The 14,181-nt window shown below is 62.0% G+C and carries 18 protein-coding genes; 7 read left to right on the top strand and 11 right to left on the bottom strand.

Going from position 1 to position 14,181, the window contains the following annotated elements; all coding sequences use genetic code 11:
- Window positions 1-38: 38 nt before the first annotated feature.
- The 5 genes from ruvC to ACYU81_RS09770 form a co-directional block, all read right to left on the bottom strand.
- Window positions 39-530, bottom strand: a complete 492-nt coding sequence (ruvC, locus tag ACYU81_RS09750) for a crossover junction endodeoxyribonuclease RuvC (RefSeq protein WP_460987468.1) — start codon at window positions 528-530, stop codon at window positions 39-41.
- A gap of 142 nt (window positions 531-672) precedes the next feature.
- On the bottom strand, window positions 673-1,416 hold the full coding sequence (locus ACYU81_RS09755; protein ID WP_449471164.1) for a YebC/PmpR family DNA-binding transcriptional regulator: 744 nt from the start codon (window positions 1,414-1,416) through the stop codon (window positions 673-675).
- A gap of 64 nt (window positions 1,417-1,480) precedes the next feature.
- A complete protein-coding gene (locus ACYU81_RS09760) occupies window positions 1,481-1,807 on the bottom strand; it encodes a heavy metal-binding domain-containing protein (RefSeq protein WP_174525906.1) in 327 nt (108 codons plus the stop codon).
- A 93-nt stretch (window positions 1,808-1,900) separates the two neighbouring features.
- Window positions 1,901-2,143, bottom strand: a complete 243-nt coding sequence (locus ACYU81_RS09765) for a DUF2312 domain-containing protein (RefSeq protein WP_449471166.1) — start codon at window positions 2,141-2,143, stop codon at window positions 1,901-1,903.
- A 45-nt stretch (window positions 2,144-2,188) separates the two neighbouring features.
- The gene (locus ACYU81_RS09770; RefSeq protein WP_460988161.1) at window positions 2,189-2,476 is read right to left on the bottom strand and encodes a DUF1244 domain-containing protein; all 288 of its coding nucleotides are present in this window, start codon (window positions 2,474-2,476) and stop codon (window positions 2,189-2,191) included.
- Window positions 2,477-2,595: 119 nt separating this feature from the next.
- On the opposite strand from ACYU81_RS09770, the gene pyk reads away from it, so the two are divergent.
- On the top strand, window positions 2,596-4,047 hold the full coding sequence (gene pyk / locus ACYU81_RS09775) for a pyruvate kinase (protein WP_449471167.1): 1,452 nt from the start codon (window positions 2,596-2,598) through the stop codon (window positions 4,045-4,047).
- On the opposite strand, the gene ACYU81_RS09780 is transcribed toward pyk, so the two are convergent.
- Together ACYU81_RS09780 and ykgO are read right to left on the bottom strand one after the other, a co-directional pair.
- Complete coding sequence (locus ACYU81_RS09780; protein ID WP_460987469.1) at window positions 4,031-4,663, bottom strand: HAD family hydrolase; 633 nt, start codon at window positions 4,661-4,663, stop codon at window positions 4,031-4,033. The two genes, pyk and ACYU81_RS09780, sit on opposite strands and share 17 nt — an antisense overlap.
- Window positions 4,664-4,789 (bottom strand): type B 50S ribosomal protein L36, encoded by a 126-nt coding sequence (ykgO, locus tag ACYU81_RS09785; RefSeq protein ID WP_004210176.1) that lies wholly within the window; start codon window positions 4,787-4,789, stop codon window positions 4,664-4,666.
- Between the two features lie 200 nt (window positions 4,790-4,989).
- Between ykgO and ACYU81_RS09790 the strand changes: the two genes are divergently transcribed.
- Both ACYU81_RS09790 and ACYU81_RS09795 read left to right on the top strand, forming a co-directional pair.
- On the top strand, window positions 4,990-5,586 hold the full coding sequence (locus tag ACYU81_RS09790; RefSeq protein ID WP_460987470.1) for a hypothetical protein: 597 nt from the start codon (window positions 4,990-4,992) through the stop codon (window positions 5,584-5,586).
- Window positions 5,583-6,713 carry a M14 family metallopeptidase gene (locus tag ACYU81_RS09795; protein ID WP_460987471.1) on the top strand — a complete coding sequence of 377 codons (1,131 nt, stop codon included), beginning with the start codon at window positions 5,583-5,585 and terminating at the stop codon, window positions 6,711-6,713. The genes ACYU81_RS09790 and ACYU81_RS09795 overlap by 4 nt, the downstream gene beginning before the upstream one ends.
- A 30-nt stretch (window positions 6,714-6,743) precedes the next feature.
- Here the strand turns inward: ACYU81_RS09795 and ACYU81_RS09800 are convergent, their stop codons facing one another.
- The 4 genes from ACYU81_RS09800 to ACYU81_RS09815 form a co-directional block, all read right to left on the bottom strand.
- Entirely contained in the window at window positions 6,744-7,463 is a 720-nt protein-coding gene (locus ACYU81_RS09800) for a dienelactone hydrolase family protein (protein ID WP_460987472.1), read from the bottom strand.
- Between the two features lie 146 nt (window positions 7,464-7,609).
- The gene (locus tag ACYU81_RS09805) at window positions 7,610-8,137 is read right to left on the bottom strand and encodes a porin family protein (RefSeq protein ID WP_460987473.1); all 528 of its coding nucleotides are present in this window, start codon (window positions 8,135-8,137) and stop codon (window positions 7,610-7,612) included.
- Window positions 8,138-8,337: 200 nt separating this feature from the next.
- The gene (locus ACYU81_RS09810) at window positions 8,338-9,336 is read right to left on the bottom strand and encodes a 50S ribosomal protein L11 methyltransferase (protein WP_460987474.1); all 999 of its coding nucleotides are present in this window, start codon (window positions 9,334-9,336) and stop codon (window positions 8,338-8,340) included.
- A gap of 81 nt (window positions 9,337-9,417) precedes the next feature.
- Entirely contained in the window at window positions 9,418-10,749 is a 1,332-nt protein-coding gene (locus tag ACYU81_RS09815; RefSeq protein WP_196225339.1) for a methyl-accepting chemotaxis protein, read from the bottom strand.
- A gap of 168 nt (window positions 10,750-10,917) precedes the next feature.
- Here ACYU81_RS09815 and sdhC point away from each other — a divergent pair, with 168 nt between their 5' ends.
- The 4 genes from sdhC (at window position 10,918) to ACYU81_RS09835 (ending at window position 14,039) form a co-directional block, all read left to right on the top strand.
- Window positions 10,918-11,313: a succinate dehydrogenase, cytochrome b556 subunit gene (gene sdhC / locus ACYU81_RS09820; RefSeq protein ID WP_460987475.1), complete on the top strand. Its 396-nt coding sequence runs from the start codon at window positions 10,918-10,920 to the stop codon at window positions 11,311-11,313.
- Window positions 11,313-11,702 (top strand): succinate dehydrogenase, hydrophobic membrane anchor protein, encoded by a 390-nt coding sequence (gene sdhD, locus ACYU81_RS09825; RefSeq protein ID WP_460987476.1) that lies wholly within the window; start codon window positions 11,313-11,315, stop codon window positions 11,700-11,702. Before sdhC ends, sdhD begins: the two co-directional genes overlap by 1 nt.
- On the top strand, window positions 11,702-13,516 hold the full coding sequence (sdhA, locus tag ACYU81_RS09830; protein ID WP_460987477.1) for a succinate dehydrogenase flavoprotein subunit: 1,815 nt from the start codon (window positions 11,702-11,704) through the stop codon (window positions 13,514-13,516). Before sdhD ends, sdhA begins: the two co-directional genes overlap by 1 nt.
- A 91-nt stretch (window positions 13,517-13,607) precedes the next feature.
- Window positions 13,608-14,039: a GFA family protein gene (locus ACYU81_RS09835; protein ID WP_460987478.1), complete on the top strand. Its 432-nt coding sequence runs from the start codon at window positions 13,608-13,610 to the stop codon at window positions 14,037-14,039.
- Window positions 14,040-14,181 lie beyond the last annotated feature (142 nt).

Below are 14,181 nucleotides of genomic sequence, written 5' to 3' on the forward strand. Positions count from 1 at the left end.
CTTGATCCGGGATCCCGCTTCCAGGCTTATCTGCTCACTCAGCGGCGCGGAATGCGGCGAGCGCTGGCAAGGTGATGGGCATGTGTTATCGCCACGGCGAGCGCATCGGACGCATCCGGCCCCGCCACCTTGGCTCCCGGCAACAGCCGCGAAACCATGGCATGGACCTGATCCTTCGACGCGTTGCCAACGCCGACGACGGATTTTTTGACAAGCCGCGCCGCATATTCGCCAACCTCCATCCCCGACCGGGATGCCGCAAGCAGCACGACGCCGCGTGCCTGCCCCAGCTTCAGCGTTGATTGCGGGTTCACATTGACGAACACTTCCTCGACCGCCGCGCCATTGGGCTGATGTTCAAGGATGAGGTCGGTGAGTGCCAGGTCGAGTACGAGCAGGCGGCTGGCAAGCGCCATTTCGGCGTCGGTCTTGATCTGCCCGTTGGCGATGTGCGTGAGGCGATTGCCGTCAGCCGCGATCAAGCCCCAGCCAGTGGTGCCAAGCCCGGGGTCGAGTCCAAGGATGATCATGGATTTTTCCTCGCCCCTTCAGGGGAGAGGATTGGGAGGCTTATCGGCTTGCCGGTTAGCCGCACTCGGAGAGGGGAAGGTAGCAGCCGGATTCTCGACGCCGGGCAACCCTCTCCCCGCCGGGGAGAGGGGAGGGTGTTTATCAACCCAGCTTCTCCATGACCTCGTCGGACACTTCATAATTGCCCCACACGGTCTGGACGTCGTCATCGTCTTCCAGCGTGTCGACCAGCTTCATCAGGGTCGCGGCGCTGCCTTCATCGACTTCGACGGTCGTCTGTGGCTTCCAGGCGAGCTTCGCGCCTTCGGCCGGGCCGAGCTTGCCTTCCAGCGCCTTGGCGACTTCGTGCAGCGCGTCCATGGCGGTCCAGATTTCATGTTCGTCTTCGTTCGACGACACATCGTCCGCGCCCGCTTCCAGAGCAGCCTCGAAGATCGCATCGGCATCGCCAGCGCTCGCCGGATACGTGATCAGGCCCATGCGGTCGAAGCCATGGCTGACCGCGCCAGACGCGCCCAGATTGCCGCCATTCTTGGAAAAGGCGGTGCGGACGTTGGTCGCGGTGCGGTTGCGATTGTCGGTCAGCGCTTCGACGATAATCGCCACCCCGCCGGGGCCGTAGCCCTCGTAGCGGATTTCCTCGTAATTCTCCGTGTCGCCGCCGATCGCCTTGTCGATGGCGCGCTGGATATTGTCCTTGGGCATGGACTGCGCCTTGGCCGCGTTGATGGCGAGGCGGAGGCGGGGGTTCATGTCCGGGTCGGGCATGCCCATCTTCGCCGCCACGGTGATTTCGCGGCTGAGCTTGGAGAACATCGAGGAACGCTTTTTGTCCTGCGCGCCCTTGCGATGCATGATGTTCTTGAATTTGCTATGGCCGGCCACGGCCTGCTCCTAATCTTGTCTGATCCGAAGCGCGCTCTCTAGCGGGCGTCCTGCCCAAGCGCAACTAGACGAGGATCGCGGTGCCGGATGCCGACACCATCAGCATCGACCCGTTCGAACCCAGCACTTCATAATCGAGGTCGACCCCGACCACGGCATTGGCGCCCAGCGTCGCCGCGCGCATCCTCATCTCGCCAATGGCCTGTTCGCGGGCGCGCTGGAGGACATCCTCATAAGCGCCCGAACGGCCCCCGACGATGTCCCGCACACTAGCGAACAGGTCACGGAAGAGGTTGGCGCCCACGATCACCTCGCCGGTGACGATGCCGAGATATTCCTTTGCCGGACGCCCTTCGAGGCGGCTGGTGGTGCTGACGATTATCTCGGACATGACGTGTCTCCCTGCGTCTTGATGCGTTCGAGGGGCCTGTCTTGTAGGAAGAAAGGCCCTTCGACAAGCTCAGGGCGAACGGGGAGGGATGGATTATTCCATCCCGAGCGCGGACAGATAGGTTTGGAGAATAGCTTCCATTTCCTGCCGGTCATGCTGCGGCATTTTGCGCAGGCGGACGATCTGGCGCATGATCTTCGGATCATAGCCGGTCGCCTTGGCCTCCAGATACACATCCTTGATATCGTCGCCGATGCCCTTCTTTTCTTCCTCGAGCCGCTCGATGCGTTCGATAAGAAGGCGTAGCTGATCGGCGGCGACGTTGCCCTCGCTCATATAATGTATCTCCGGATAGAATGTGAATCGGGTTGGCGCACGCTCCTAATGATTGTCAGCGTTCTTCGCCACACTCTCCTGCATCTTTGCGACCTGTTCCGGCGTCGCCTCGCTCTGATGGCGCTGTTTCCACTCCGAAAAGGGCATGCCGTGGATGATTTCGCGCGCTTCGTCCTTGCTCAAATTGCCGTCGGCTTCCGCGATCCAATCGGCGAGGCAATTGCGGCAGAAGCCCGCCGTTCCCATCAGATCGATGTTCTGGACGTCGGTCCTGTGCTGCAAATGCGCAATCAGGCGGCGGAAGGCGGTTGCGGCAACCGCATCGTTGAGCATATTGTCGGCCAAGGCGATCCTCTCGCTGATCTACATCATCCTGTCGTGCAGTAGGGATAATCGAAAACGGCGCTCTGGCAAGCCAGGGCGCGACCATGACGGCCAGGAGCTTTTTGAGAATGACGAAACTGCCGCCCCGTTCGCGCAAGGTCCGGATTTTGGCGACCCTTGGCCCCGCGAGCGACACGCCGGAAGTGATCCGCGCGCTGTTCATCGCCGGGGCAGACGCTTTCCGCATCAACATGAGCCATGGAGCGCATGAGGATCATGCGTCGCGTATCGCGTCCATCCGGGCGCTGGAAAAGGAATTCGGGCGGCCGACGACCATATTGGGCGACTTGCAAGGGCCCAAGCTGCGCGTCGGTACGTTCAAGAGCGGCCTTGCCGTTCTGGAGGTGGGTGCATCCTTCATACTCGACCGCGACGAAACGCCGGGCGACGCACGGCGCGTGAACCTGCCACACCCGGAAATCTACGCGGCGCTGGTCCCTGAAACCCGGCTGCTACTGGACGACGGCAAGCTGGTGCTGCGGGTGAAGAATGTGTCCGATGACCGGATCGAAACGGTGGTCGAGGTCGGTGGCACCCTGTCGAACCGCAAGGGCGTTAACGTACCCGATGTGGTCGTTCCCGTACCCGCCTTGACGGAAAAGGACCGGCGCGACCTGAGCTTTGCGGTCGAACAGGGCTGCGATTGGATTGCCTTGAGTTTCGTGCAGCGCCCCGAGGATCTCGCTGAAGCGCGCAAGCTGATGGGCGGCCATGGCGCGCTGATGGCGAAGATCGAGAAGCCCGCCGCGGTCCAGCGGCTGGAGGAGATATTGGAGCTGGCCGACGGCGTGATGGTCGCGCGCGGCGACCTGGGCGTCGAACTGCCGCCCCAGGCCGTGCCGCCGCTTCAGAAGCAGATTGTCGCGACGGCCCGGCGCATGGGGCGGCCGGTGGTGGTCGCCACGCAGATGCTCGAATCGATGATCAAGGCGCCGACGCCCACCCGCGCCGAAGTGTCGGACGTCGCCACCGCCGTCTATGATGGCGCCGACGCGATCATGTTGTCGGCGGAAACAGCGGCGGGCGATTGGCCCGAAGAGGCGGTCGCGATGATGGATAGCATCGCCCACAGCGTAGAGCGTGACCCCGGCTATTTCGCCCGGCTGCATTTCACCGAAACCAAGCCGGACGCGACTACCGCCGACGCGCTGGCGGAAGGGGCGGCGGGCATCGTCTCTGTCGTTGGGGCCAGCGCGATTACCTGCTTCACTTCATCAGGCAGCACGGTTCGCCGTGTGGCGCGCGAGCGGCCGCTGACGCCGATCCTGGCGCTCACCCCCCGGCTCGACACTGCCCGAAAGCTGGGTCTGACCTGGGGCGTGCATGCGGTGCGCACCAAGGATATCGATACGTTCGAGGAAATGGTCGGCAAGGCCCGGCGCATGGCGCTGCGGCATAATATGACGCAGAAGGGCAGCAAGATCGTGGTGCTGGCAGGCGTCCCCTTCGGCACTCCGGGGTCGACCAACGTGCTGCATGTCACCGCCATTCGCGGTGATGAGCTTACAGGGCGGGATTAAGCTGTAGCAGGCCTTGCGCTGCAAGATCGCGGCGCAAGGTCTCTGCGTCCCGGAAGAGGTGGCTGCGAATGCCTAGCGCTTCCGCCGCCGCGACATTTTCTACCCGATCATCGATGAAGAAAGCCTCCTCGGTGCGCAGGCCAAAGCGACTGAGCGCTAAGCGGTAGATGGCAGGGTCGGGCTTCACCAACCCTTCAGCGCCAGACACCAGAATGTCGCGAAAGTTAGCGAAGAAATCCGCCTCCCGCGCGTGAAAGGAATCCCAGAATTCCGCGCTGAAATTGGTGAGGCCGTAGAGCGCTACGCCCCGCCCCCGTAATTCGCCGACCAATTGCGCCATGCCTGCAACGGCAGGCTGGACGCTGTCGATGAAACGCTCGCCCCATATCCGAATCAGCGCTTCATGTTCCGGATGGCGATCGATCAGTTCGGCGCTGGTTTCCGAGAACGGACGGCCCATGTCATGCTGGCAATGCCAATCCATCGACACGACATCGCGCAGAAACGCGTCGAGCGCCCGATCATCATCGATCAGGCGCTCGTAGAGGAGCCGAGGCTCCCAATGGTACAGAACCTGTCCGACGTCGAATATGACGGCGGAGATCGGCTCGCTCAATTAGCCCTGGCGGGCCTTGAAGCGGCGATTGGTCTTGTTGATAACATAGGTGCGGCCGCGACGGCGGATCACGCGGTTGTCCCGGTGACGGCCCTTGAGCGACTTGAGCGAGTTGCGGATCTTCATGGAAGTCAGCCTTCTAAGAATCTTGCGTGATCGGAAAATCGAAGCGCAGCCCCTATGGGTGGGGCGGCTGAAAGTCAAGGGCGGCTGGCCGCACTTTTGCCCCGTTCATGCCATATGCAGCAAAGACATGGCTTCAACTGTTGAAGGGATATCCGGTTCGGCATCGTCTATGGACTGCCGCATCTTTGTCGGAGATTAGCATGATCAAGCAGATACTCCTTCCCTCATTCCTTGCCCTGTCACTCGCCGGATGTGCCACGGCGGTGCCGCCCGTCGAGGTAACCCGCTTTCATGTCGGAAATCCGGCGCAGAGCGGAACGTTGGCGGTGGAAGAAATGGCTGCCAATCCCGATGCAGGGCTGGAGTTCCGGACCTATGCCGCTGCCGTTGAACAGGAGTTGCAGCGTGTGGGTTTCATCGCTGCACCTGCCAGAGCGCGCAGCGACTATGTCGCATCAGTCGGCTTCCGCCGATCTTTCCGTCCAACCGGCTACGGCAATGATGGCAGGCCCGTGAGTGTGGGTGTTGGCGGAGCAGTCGGCAGCGGCGGCTATTCAGGGCTGGGCTTGGGTATCGGCATTAACCTCTCGGGGCGGCCGAAGGATATGGTGACGACGGAGTTGCAGGTGCAGATCCGCAGGCGATCCGATTCGACGACGATCTGGGAAGGCCGGGCATTGACCCAGGCGCGCGAGGGTACGCCCGCCGCTCAGCCCGGTATCGCCGCGCAAAAGCTCGCCAGTGCGTTGATCGGGGGCTATCCGGGGGAATCGGGGCGCACTATAACCGTGAAATGACCATCTCGATCAGCAATGCCTTCGACAGCGGCAATATTCGCGTTCTTTCCATTATCGATACTGGCGACAGGGTCCGGGCCGAGCTGGAGATCGTCAAGGACAGGCAAAGCGACTTCTACCAATGGTTCCACTTCCGCATCGCGGGCGTTGCCGGGCGGGAAGTGGAATTGGCTATCGTCAATGGCGGGACCTCCGCCTATCCGGATGGCTGGCCGGGCTATAAGGCGCGCATCAGCGAGGATCGGGAAGTCTGGACCCAGGCGGATACCAGCTATGCCGATGGCGTCCTCACCATCAGCCTCTCGCCGGATCGCAACGCGCTGTGGGTTGCCTATTTTGCGCCTTATTCGATGGAGCGGCACCACGACCTGATTGCCTGGGCTGGTTGCCAACCGGGGGTCGAGCATCGGGAATTGGGCCTGACGCTCGACAAGCAGCCCCTCGACCTTCTGACGCTGGGCGACGGGCCTAAGCAGGTCTGGCTCTACGCCCGCCAGCATCCCGGCGAGACGATGGCGCAGTGGTGGATGGAAGGCGCGCTGGAACGGCTCTGCGACGAGGAGGATGCCGTCGCCCGGCTGCTCCGCACCAAGGCGACATTCCATATCGCGCCGAACATGAACCCTGATGGCAGCCGCCGGGGACATCTGCGGACTAACGCGGCGGGCGTGAACCTCAACCGTGAATGGCACGAGCCATCGATGGACCGCAGCCCGGAAGTCTTCCTTGTCCGGCAGGAGATGGACCGGACGGGGGTCGATTTCGCCATGGACGTGCATGGCGACGAAGCTATCGCCGCAGTGTTCCTGGCGGGATTTGAAGGCATCCCTTCGCTCGGCGACCGGCAACTCGCCCTCTATAATCGCTTTCGGGATACGCTGGCGGCCCGGACGCCTGATTTTCAGACGGTGCGCGGCTATCCTTCATCGGCGCCGGGCAAGGGCAACCTGACCATGTCCACCAATCAGGTCGCCGAACGTTTCGGCGCGGTCGCGATGACGCTGGAAATGCCCTTCAAGGACAATGATGATTTGCCCGATCCGGAATTTGGCTGGTCCCCGGCACGGTCGAAGCAGCTTGCCAAGGACTGCCTTGCAGTGCTGGCGGAGATGATCGGGGGGCTTTGAGCTGGATGATCCGCCATGACGGCAGCCCGCCTAGCTAAACAGGTCGGCGAGAAAGTCTCTCATCGACCGGAAGCTGCGGTGGTCCGCGTCGGGGCTGTAGGCGAGGCCCTTTTCCGGCATGTTCACCGCCTTATCGGTGAATGCGTGTCCGGTGTTCCCATAGGCATGGATTTGCCAATCGCATCCCGCCTTCGTCAGTTCGTCGGCCAATGCCACCGTAGCCGCTGGGGGAGCCAAGGGATCGTCCCAACCGTGGCACACCAACAGCTTCGCGCTGATGGCGGCGTTGGGAAAAGCTGGCGCGTCATAAATCCCATGGAAGCTGACGCCGCCCGCGATGTCGGCCCCGCTGCGCGCCAGATCGAGCACGCATTTGCCGCCGAAGCAGAAGCCGATCGCGGCCGTCCGGCTCGCGTCCGCTTCGGGAAGTGATTTGAGGACGGAATGAGCCGTGTTGAGCCGGTCACGCAGCAGGGCGCGGTCGGCATTAACCTCGTTCATGTAGCGCGCCATGTCGGGGTCATTCCGGCTGGCTCGCTTGCCCTGACCATAGATATCCGCGACCAATAGCGTGTATCCCAGTTCCACGACCTTTTCGGCGTAGGCGAAGTCCGCTTCCTTGGTGCCCAGCGCATTAGGGAAAAGCAGGATGCCGGGCCGGGGTGCGCCTGCGTCTTCGTCGAAGACGGCCATGCTCTCGAAGGTTCCACCGGGGCCTTCATGAACCGTAACGCGGCGAGAGATAGTCATGGCAAGCCTCGCTGATGAGAATGGCAAGGCGACATTAGGCCGCTGGTAGTGCGTGGCAAGCGTCGCGGTGCCGGTCACTTTCGAGCGTATAAGAAAAGGGCGCCCTCATGAGAGGGACGCCCTTCTTTTTCTGCTATAGCCGTGTCTTAGAAACGGTAGCCGAGGATCAGCGCGCCCTGGTGACGCTCGGGGTTCACGCCACCGATCTGCTCGTAACGCGAATAGCGATATTCAGCGCGAACGATGAAGCCCTGAACCGTCGTTTCCAGACCGGCGCCCAGACGGTAGCCGTCCAGCTTGACGTTGTTGTTCAGCGCGTCTTCCAGGCGGGCATTGGTGTAGCCGCCCTTGGCATAGGCGAGGACGTTCGGCACCACTTCGCCGCCGATGCGGACGCCTGCATAGAGGTCGCGATCGGTGCGAACGCCGAACTTCTTAACGTCGGAATCGGCATATTCGCCTTCGATGCCGAACACGGCGCCGTTGACGTTGACGTCATAGCCGATCACGCCGCCATACAGCAGGCCGCTGTCATGGTCGACCGAGTTGAAATCGACATGGTCCACACCGACGACTGCGCCGACATAGGGACCGGAAAAGGGCACGGCGTCCTGAGCGAAGGCCGGTGCGGAAACGCTGGCAAGCAGCAACGCCGAAGCGATCAGTTTTTTCATGGGGGGCTCCTTTTCTGGGTAACCGGATGTTGTCTGAGCGCGCTTTAGGGAGCCTAAGCGGGAAGAGTAAAGCATCACAAACAACGACATACCGCATTGCACAACGAACTGTGGCAATGTTGCATCACGTCTTGAAATGGGTTCGCGGCGCCCTAGTCAGCCGGATGAGTGAGCAAGGGCCATCCATTGCTCGTGCGGCTTTAGAGGCTGCCGAACCCCGGCGCCTCACCGCGCGCCTGCCTGTCCAGCCGGGTTGGGCGTTTCCAGCCGATACGGGGACGCTTGCGCAGCCGCAAGGTGGGCCAGTCCCCATTGTCCACACGCTCGGCAAGGCGCATGCCCTGAGTCCGATAGGCTGACAGAACGGCCTCCGCCTGTTCCTTCAGCAATCCGGCGAGCAGGATCGTGCCCCCTTCTTCCACGAGCGCGCAAAGCGAGGGGGCGAGTTCGATCAACGGGCCAGCGAGTATGTTCGCGATCAGCAGATCATAGGGCGCGCGCGTCGCGATTGCAGGGTGATCAACGCCCGCCGCGACATACAGCGCCAGTTGGCCTTGACCCTTGCCGACCGCGATATCGTTGGCTGCGGCATTTTCCGCGCTGATGTCGACGGCGATCGGGTCGATGTCGGAAGCGGTGGCATAGGCATGGGGCCACAAATGGAGCGCTGCGAAGGCGAGCAATCCGGTGCCCGTGCCAATGTCCGCCACATTGCCAAAGCGCATGCCAACCTGCCGCATGCGGTCCAGCATCAAAAGGCAGCCTGCGGTGGTTTCATGCTGCCCGGTGCCAAAGGCGCGGCTCGCTTCGATCAGGAAATTGACGTGGCCCGGCTGCTCCGCATCGCTGGCCAAATTGCGGATGTGGAAGCGTCCGGCCGTGACTGGCTCTAGTCCTTGCTGGCTCAGGGTTACCCAATCCTCATCAGGCAATTGTTCGATCAGGGGCTTGGTGCCGCCCGCGCTGGGGATCAGGGTACGGAGCAGTTTGATCGCGGCGGGGCTGGGCTTGCCTTCGAAATAGGCATCAAGCTGCCACGCATTTTCATCATCCGGCGCCGCTTCGCTGGTCATCAGCACCGGCGGCTTGTCCATGAGCGCGAAGCCCGCGATGTCACCGTCCAACGCCTCCGCCTCGGCACGGGTGCAGGGCAGGGTGACTTTCCAGCTTTGGACGGAAGAGGGCGCGGCATCAGTCATGCCGCGCCCTTTAGAAGCTTCAAGCGGGAAGGGGAAGTCGATAGGGCTTCAGTCGCTCTCCGGCTGTCTTTTCCCTGAAACTCAGGCCACCTGCCGTCCAAAATCGGAGGATGCGGCACGCAGGCTGGCAAGCTTGCCTTCGACGCTCATGAAGCCGCGTTCCAGCTGGTCGATTTCGGAAGCAACGACTTCCGTATCCTGACGGATGGCGGAAATGGTGCTCGACATGGAGTCGGCCGCCAGCGCTGTCTCATCGACAGCGGCGGTGATCATGGTAACCGTCTGGGCTTGAGCGTCCATGGCATGACGGATGCGATCGGCGCTCGACTGCACTTCCCCGACCGTATCGCGGATTCGTTCATTGGTTTCGACCGACTGCCGCGTCGAAGCCTGAATGTCCGCGATCTTGCCCGCGATTTCATCGGTCGCCCGAGCGGTCTGGTTCGCAAGGCTCTTCACTTCCTGCGCCACCACAGCAAAGCCGCGTCCCGCGTCGCCCGCGCGCGCCGCTTCGATGGTGGCGTTGAGGGCGAGCAGGTTCGTCTGGCCCGCAATGTCGCGGATCAGGCCCAGGATCGACTCGATCGATTTCGCATGCTCAGTCAGAGTTGCCGACATCGTCACCGCATCGCCCGACTGCCGCGCGGCACGCTGCGCAACGTCTGCGGCGCTTTCGACTTCCGTGCGGGCATCCTCGATGGCCCGGATCAGCCCCGCAGAGGTGCGGGCTGCTTCGCGCATCGCGATTGCCGATTGTTCAGCGGCAGCGGCGACTTCCGAAGCCTTGCCCAACATGCCGCGTGTGGCGGCAGAGGCATCCTTCGCCTGTTCACGCAGCGATTCGCCGAGCTGGGAAGCGCCGTCGATCTCACCCATGATCCGCTGCTCGAACAGGGTGCCGATGCGTTGCCGTTCGTTGCGCTGCGCTTCTGCCTCGTCGCCCGCGAAGGCGTTGGTCATCATGCTGGCATCGACCATGCTGACCATGGTGATGATGTTTACAAGGCGCTGGCGGGTGGCATCATCCGCCGCCTTTTGCCAGACGAGGTTGGTCAACTGCTTGTTGGCTTCCGATACCGCCGTCAGGACGAGACCCAGGGGCAAGCCGCGTTTGCGGGCCAATCGGACACAGGCGATGGAGCTGCCCGCCCAACTGCCTGCCTCATAGAAGCTGAGCTTCTGCCGCACATATTCATGTGCTTCGGTTTCGATCTTGGCGATCGTGGAGGCGGCCAGGACGCTGCGCAGATGAGATTGATCCATGTAGCTGTCGAAGAAGGTACGGGCCGCGATCGACGCGCCGTCGCCTATCATGTCCCGAATCTCGCGAAGCCCCGCCGCCAATTCGCCGGTGGGATCTATTTCCGCCATGCTGGCGATCATTGCGCTCTTCGCTGGTGCGACGGACGTCATATGCGGCAAACCTCAATTCTCTTGTTTGTCCGTCGGGTCATAGCGCGATCTGGTTAATCAGTTCTTAGCCGTGATCGCCCGGTCCCTCTGCCAGCGCGGCTTGCCCTCTTGACCGTTCGCTCTTAAGGGGACGGGAATCAGGGACAAGCATCAGGGACGTAGGTAGATATGGCGCGAACCACGAGCCGGCCGCTCTCGCCGCATTTGACGATCTGGAAATGGGGGCCTGCTATGGCCATCTCCATCCTGCACCGCGTGACCGGCAACGGTCTGGCCACGGTCGGGATTCTGGGCGTGGTTTGGTGGTTGATGGCCGCTGCGATCGGTCCCGAAGCCTATGCCACCTTCATCAAATGCGCCACTTCGCCGCTTGGTTATCTGGTGATGATCGGCATCAGCTGGTTCTTCTTCCAGCATCTGATGTCGGGCCTGCGCCACTTCGTACTGGATATGGGTGCGGGCTATGAGCTCAACACCAACAAGACCTGGTCGCTGGTGATCCCGGTGCTGTCTACGCTGGCCACCGTTGCGTTGTGGGCCACTATCTTTTCGGGGAAAATCTGATGGGTACGGGAACCGGAATCGGCCGCGTTCGTGGCCTTGGTTCGGCCAGGCATGGCGCGCACCACTGGCTGGCGCAGCGTTACACGGCTGTCGGCAACCTGCTGCTCGTTCTGTGGCTGATCTTCAGCCTCGTGAGCCTGCCGGGGCTGGATTATGAGAGCGTCCGCAACTGGATCGCCAATCCGCTGGTAGCAGTGCCGCTGGTGCTGATGCTGGTCAGCATCTTCTATCACCTGCGCCTGGGCATGCAGGTGATGCTGGAGGATTATGTTCACGACAAGGGGCTGAACTTCTTCTGCATCCTGCTGCTGAATTTCTACACCATCGCTGGCGCCGCCGCTGGCATCTTCGCGATCGCCAAGATCGCCTTCACGGGGATTGTCAAGTAATGAGCGAAGCCTACAAGATCATCGATCACACCTACGACACGGTCGTGGTGGGCGCTGGCGGTTCGGGCCTTCGCGCGACCATGGGCAGCGCCGAAGCGGGCCTGAAGACCGCCTGCATCACCAAGCTGTTCCCGACTCGCTCGCATACCGTCGCGGCGCAGGGTGGAATCGCCGCTTCGCTCGGCAACAACTCGCCCGACCACTGGACCTGGCACATGTACGACACCGTCAAGGGGTCGGACTGGCTGGGCGACCAGGACGCGATCGAATATATGGTGCGCGAAGCGCCTGCGGCCGTGATCGAGCTGGAACATGCCGGCGTGCCGTTCAGCCGCAACGAGAATGGCACGATCTATCAGCGTCCCTTCGGCGGTCACATGCAGAATATGGGCGCCGGCCCGCCGGTGCAGCGCACCTGCGCCGCCGCGGACCGTACCGGCCATGCCATGCTTCATGCGCTCTATCAGCAGAGCCTGAAGTATGACGCGGACTTCTACATCGAATATTTCGCTATTGACCTGATCATGGAAGACGGCCCGAACGGCAAGGAATGCCGTGGCGTGATCGCCATCTGCATGGAGGATGGATCGATCCATCGCTTCCGCAGCAAGGCGGTGGTGCTGGCGACCGGCGGTTATGGCCGTGCTTACTTCTCCGCCACCTCGGCGCATAGCTGCACCGGCGACGGCGGCGGCATGGTGCTGCGCGCTGGTCTGCCTTTGCAAGACCTGGAATTCGTGCAGTTCCACCCGACCGGCATCTATGGCGCGGGCGTGCTGATCACCGAGGGTGCACGCGGCGAGGGTGGGTATCTCACCAACTCCGAGGGCGAGCGCTTCATGGAGCGTTATGCACCGTCGGCGAAGGATCTGGCGTCGCGTGACGTCGTGTCGCGCTCTATGGCGATGGAAATGCGCGAAGGGCGTGGCGTGGGTCCGAACAAGGACCACATCTTCCTGCACCTCGACCATATCGATCCCAAGGTGCTGGCGGAGCGTCTGCCGGGCATCACCGAGAGCGGCAAGATCTTCGCGGGCGTGGATCTGACCCGCCAGCCGCTGCCGGTGACGCCGACTGTCCACTATAATATGGGCGGTATCCCCTGTAACTATCATGGTCAGGTGGTGACGAAGGTCGGCGACGATCCGGAAGTCGTTGTGCCGGGCCTCTACGCGGTCGGCGAAGCAGCCTGCGTGTCGGTCCATGGCGCGAACCGTCTGGGCTCCAACTCGTTGATCGACCTTGTCGTGTTCGGCCGCGCTACCGGCCTGCACCTCAAGGAAACGATCAAGCCCAATGGCTCGCATCGTCCGCTTCCCACCGATGCGGCCGATCTGGCGCTGTCGCGTCTGGATCACTACCGCAACGCCAAGGGTGGTTCGCCGACGGCGAAGATTCGCCTCGAAATGCAGCACACCATGCAGAAGCATGCCGCCGTGTTCCGCGACAGCGCGCTGCTGTCCGAAGGCGTCACCAAGATGGCGCAGGTCAATGCGAGCATGCAAGACGTTGGCGTTTCCGACCGTTCGCTGATCTGGAACACCGACCTCATCGAGACGCTGGAACTGGACAATTTGATGTCCCAGGCGGTCTGCACCATGGTCAGCGCGGAAAACCGCAAGGAAAGCCGTGGCGCGCATGCGCATGAGGATTTCCCTAATCGCGATGACGAGACGTGGATGAAGCACACCGTCAGCTGGTTCGACGGTTGGGGCGGCAAGGGCGGCAAGGTGTCGCTCGATTACCGTCCCGTGCACGACTACACGCTCACCGACGAGGCCGAATATATCAAGCCCAAGGCGCGCGTTTACTAAGGCGCTTCGTCAGATGAGATAGGTAAGAGGGCGGGCTGCAAGGCTCGCCCTTTTTGTTTATGGTTAAGTTCAAGTCGAGGGAGGTCGGGCGATGGCGGATGCAAGCAGACATGGCGGCCAGTGTCATTGCGGCGCCGTCCGGTTCGAGGTTGAGCTGAGCAATGGCCTCGACAGCGCCCGCCGATGCACCTGCTCATTTTGCCGGATGCGGGGCGCCGTAGCTGTTACGGCGAAGTTGGACGGGCTTCATGTCGTTCGGGGCGCCGATATGCTGACGAGCTATCGCTTCAATACGGGAGCGGCGGAGCATTTCTTCTGCTCGCGGTGCGGCATCTACACGCACCACCAGCGCCGCTCCAATGCAAACGAATATGGGGTGAATGTGGCATGCCTTGAGGGAATGAGCCCCTTTGATTTCGATGAGGTGCCCGTGCTGGATGGCAAGAACCATCCGAGTGACAATGGCGGGCTTGCGCGGATGGCAGGAGTGCTGCGGTTTATTCGCGCTGAAAGTGAGGGGTGAGAGGTAGGTCGCCGAACGGGTTGGGACAGGCCGACTTGTCGGCTGACGACCAAAATCCGACTCTTTTTATCTCCCCTCCCTTTCAAGGGAGGGGCTATGACTGCAATCCACCCCTCGATGTCATTGCGGAGCTACGTTTTAG

This window comes from Sphingobium sp. TomTYG75 (genome assembly GCF_054771635.1).

Excerpts from the sequence above, each read along its gene's own strand:
- ACYU81_RS09765 (WP_449471166.1), bottom strand. The coding sequence starts at position 2,143 with ATGAGCGAGGGCAACGTCGCCGCCGATCAGCTACGCCTTCTTATCGAA.
- ACYU81_RS09800 (WP_460987472.1), bottom strand. The coding sequence starts at position 7,463 with ATGACTATCTCTCGCCGCGTTACGGTTCATGAAGGCCCCGGTGGAACC.
- sdhD (WP_460987476.1), top strand. The coding sequence starts at position 11,313 with ATGGGTACGGGAACCGGAATCGGCCGCGTTCGTGGCCTTGGTTCGGCC.
- ACYU81_RS09815 (WP_196225339.1), bottom strand. The coding sequence starts at position 10,749 with ATGACGTCCGTCGCACCAGCGAAGAGCGCAATGATCGCCAGCATGGCG.
- ACYU81_RS09790 (WP_460987470.1), top strand. The coding sequence starts at position 4,990 with ATGATCAAGCAGATACTCCTTCCCTCATTCCTTGCCCTGTCACTCGCC.
- ruvC (WP_460987468.1), bottom strand. The coding sequence starts at position 530 with ATGATCATCCTTGGACTCGACCCCGGGCTTGGCACCACTGGCTGGGGC.
- ACYU81_RS09835 (WP_460987478.1), top strand. The coding sequence starts at position 13,608 with ATGGCGGATGCAAGCAGACATGGCGGCCAGTGTCATTGCGGCGCCGTC.
- ACYU81_RS09760 (WP_174525906.1), bottom strand. The coding sequence starts at position 1,807 with ATGTCCGAGATAATCGTCAGCACCACCAGCCGCCTCGAAGGGCGTCCG.
- sdhA (WP_460987477.1), top strand. The coding sequence starts at position 11,702 with ATGAGCGAAGCCTACAAGATCATCGATCACACCTACGACACGGTCGTG.
- ACYU81_RS09795 (WP_460987471.1), top strand. The coding sequence starts at position 5,583 with ATGACCATCTCGATCAGCAATGCCTTCGACAGCGGCAATATTCGCGTT.
- sdhC (WP_460987475.1), top strand. The coding sequence starts at position 10,918 with ATGGCGCGAACCACGAGCCGGCCGCTCTCGCCGCATTTGACGATCTGG.
- ACYU81_RS09810 (WP_460987474.1), bottom strand. The coding sequence starts at position 9,336 with ATGACTGATGCCGCGCCCTCTTCCGTCCAAAGCTGGAAAGTCACCCTG.
- ACYU81_RS09770 (WP_460988161.1), bottom strand. The coding sequence starts at position 2,476 with ATGCTCAACGATGCGGTTGCCGCAACCGCCTTCCGCCGCCTGATTGCG.
- ykgO (WP_004210176.1), bottom strand. The coding sequence starts at position 4,789 with ATGAAGATCCGCAACTCGCTCAAGTCGCTCAAGGGCCGTCACCGGGAC.
- ACYU81_RS09805 (WP_460987473.1), bottom strand. The coding sequence starts at position 8,137 with ATGAAAAAACTGATCGCTTCGGCGTTGCTGCTTGCCAGCGTTTCCGCA.
- pyk (WP_449471167.1), top strand. The coding sequence starts at position 2,596 with ATGACGAAACTGCCGCCCCGTTCGCGCAAGGTCCGGATTTTGGCGACC.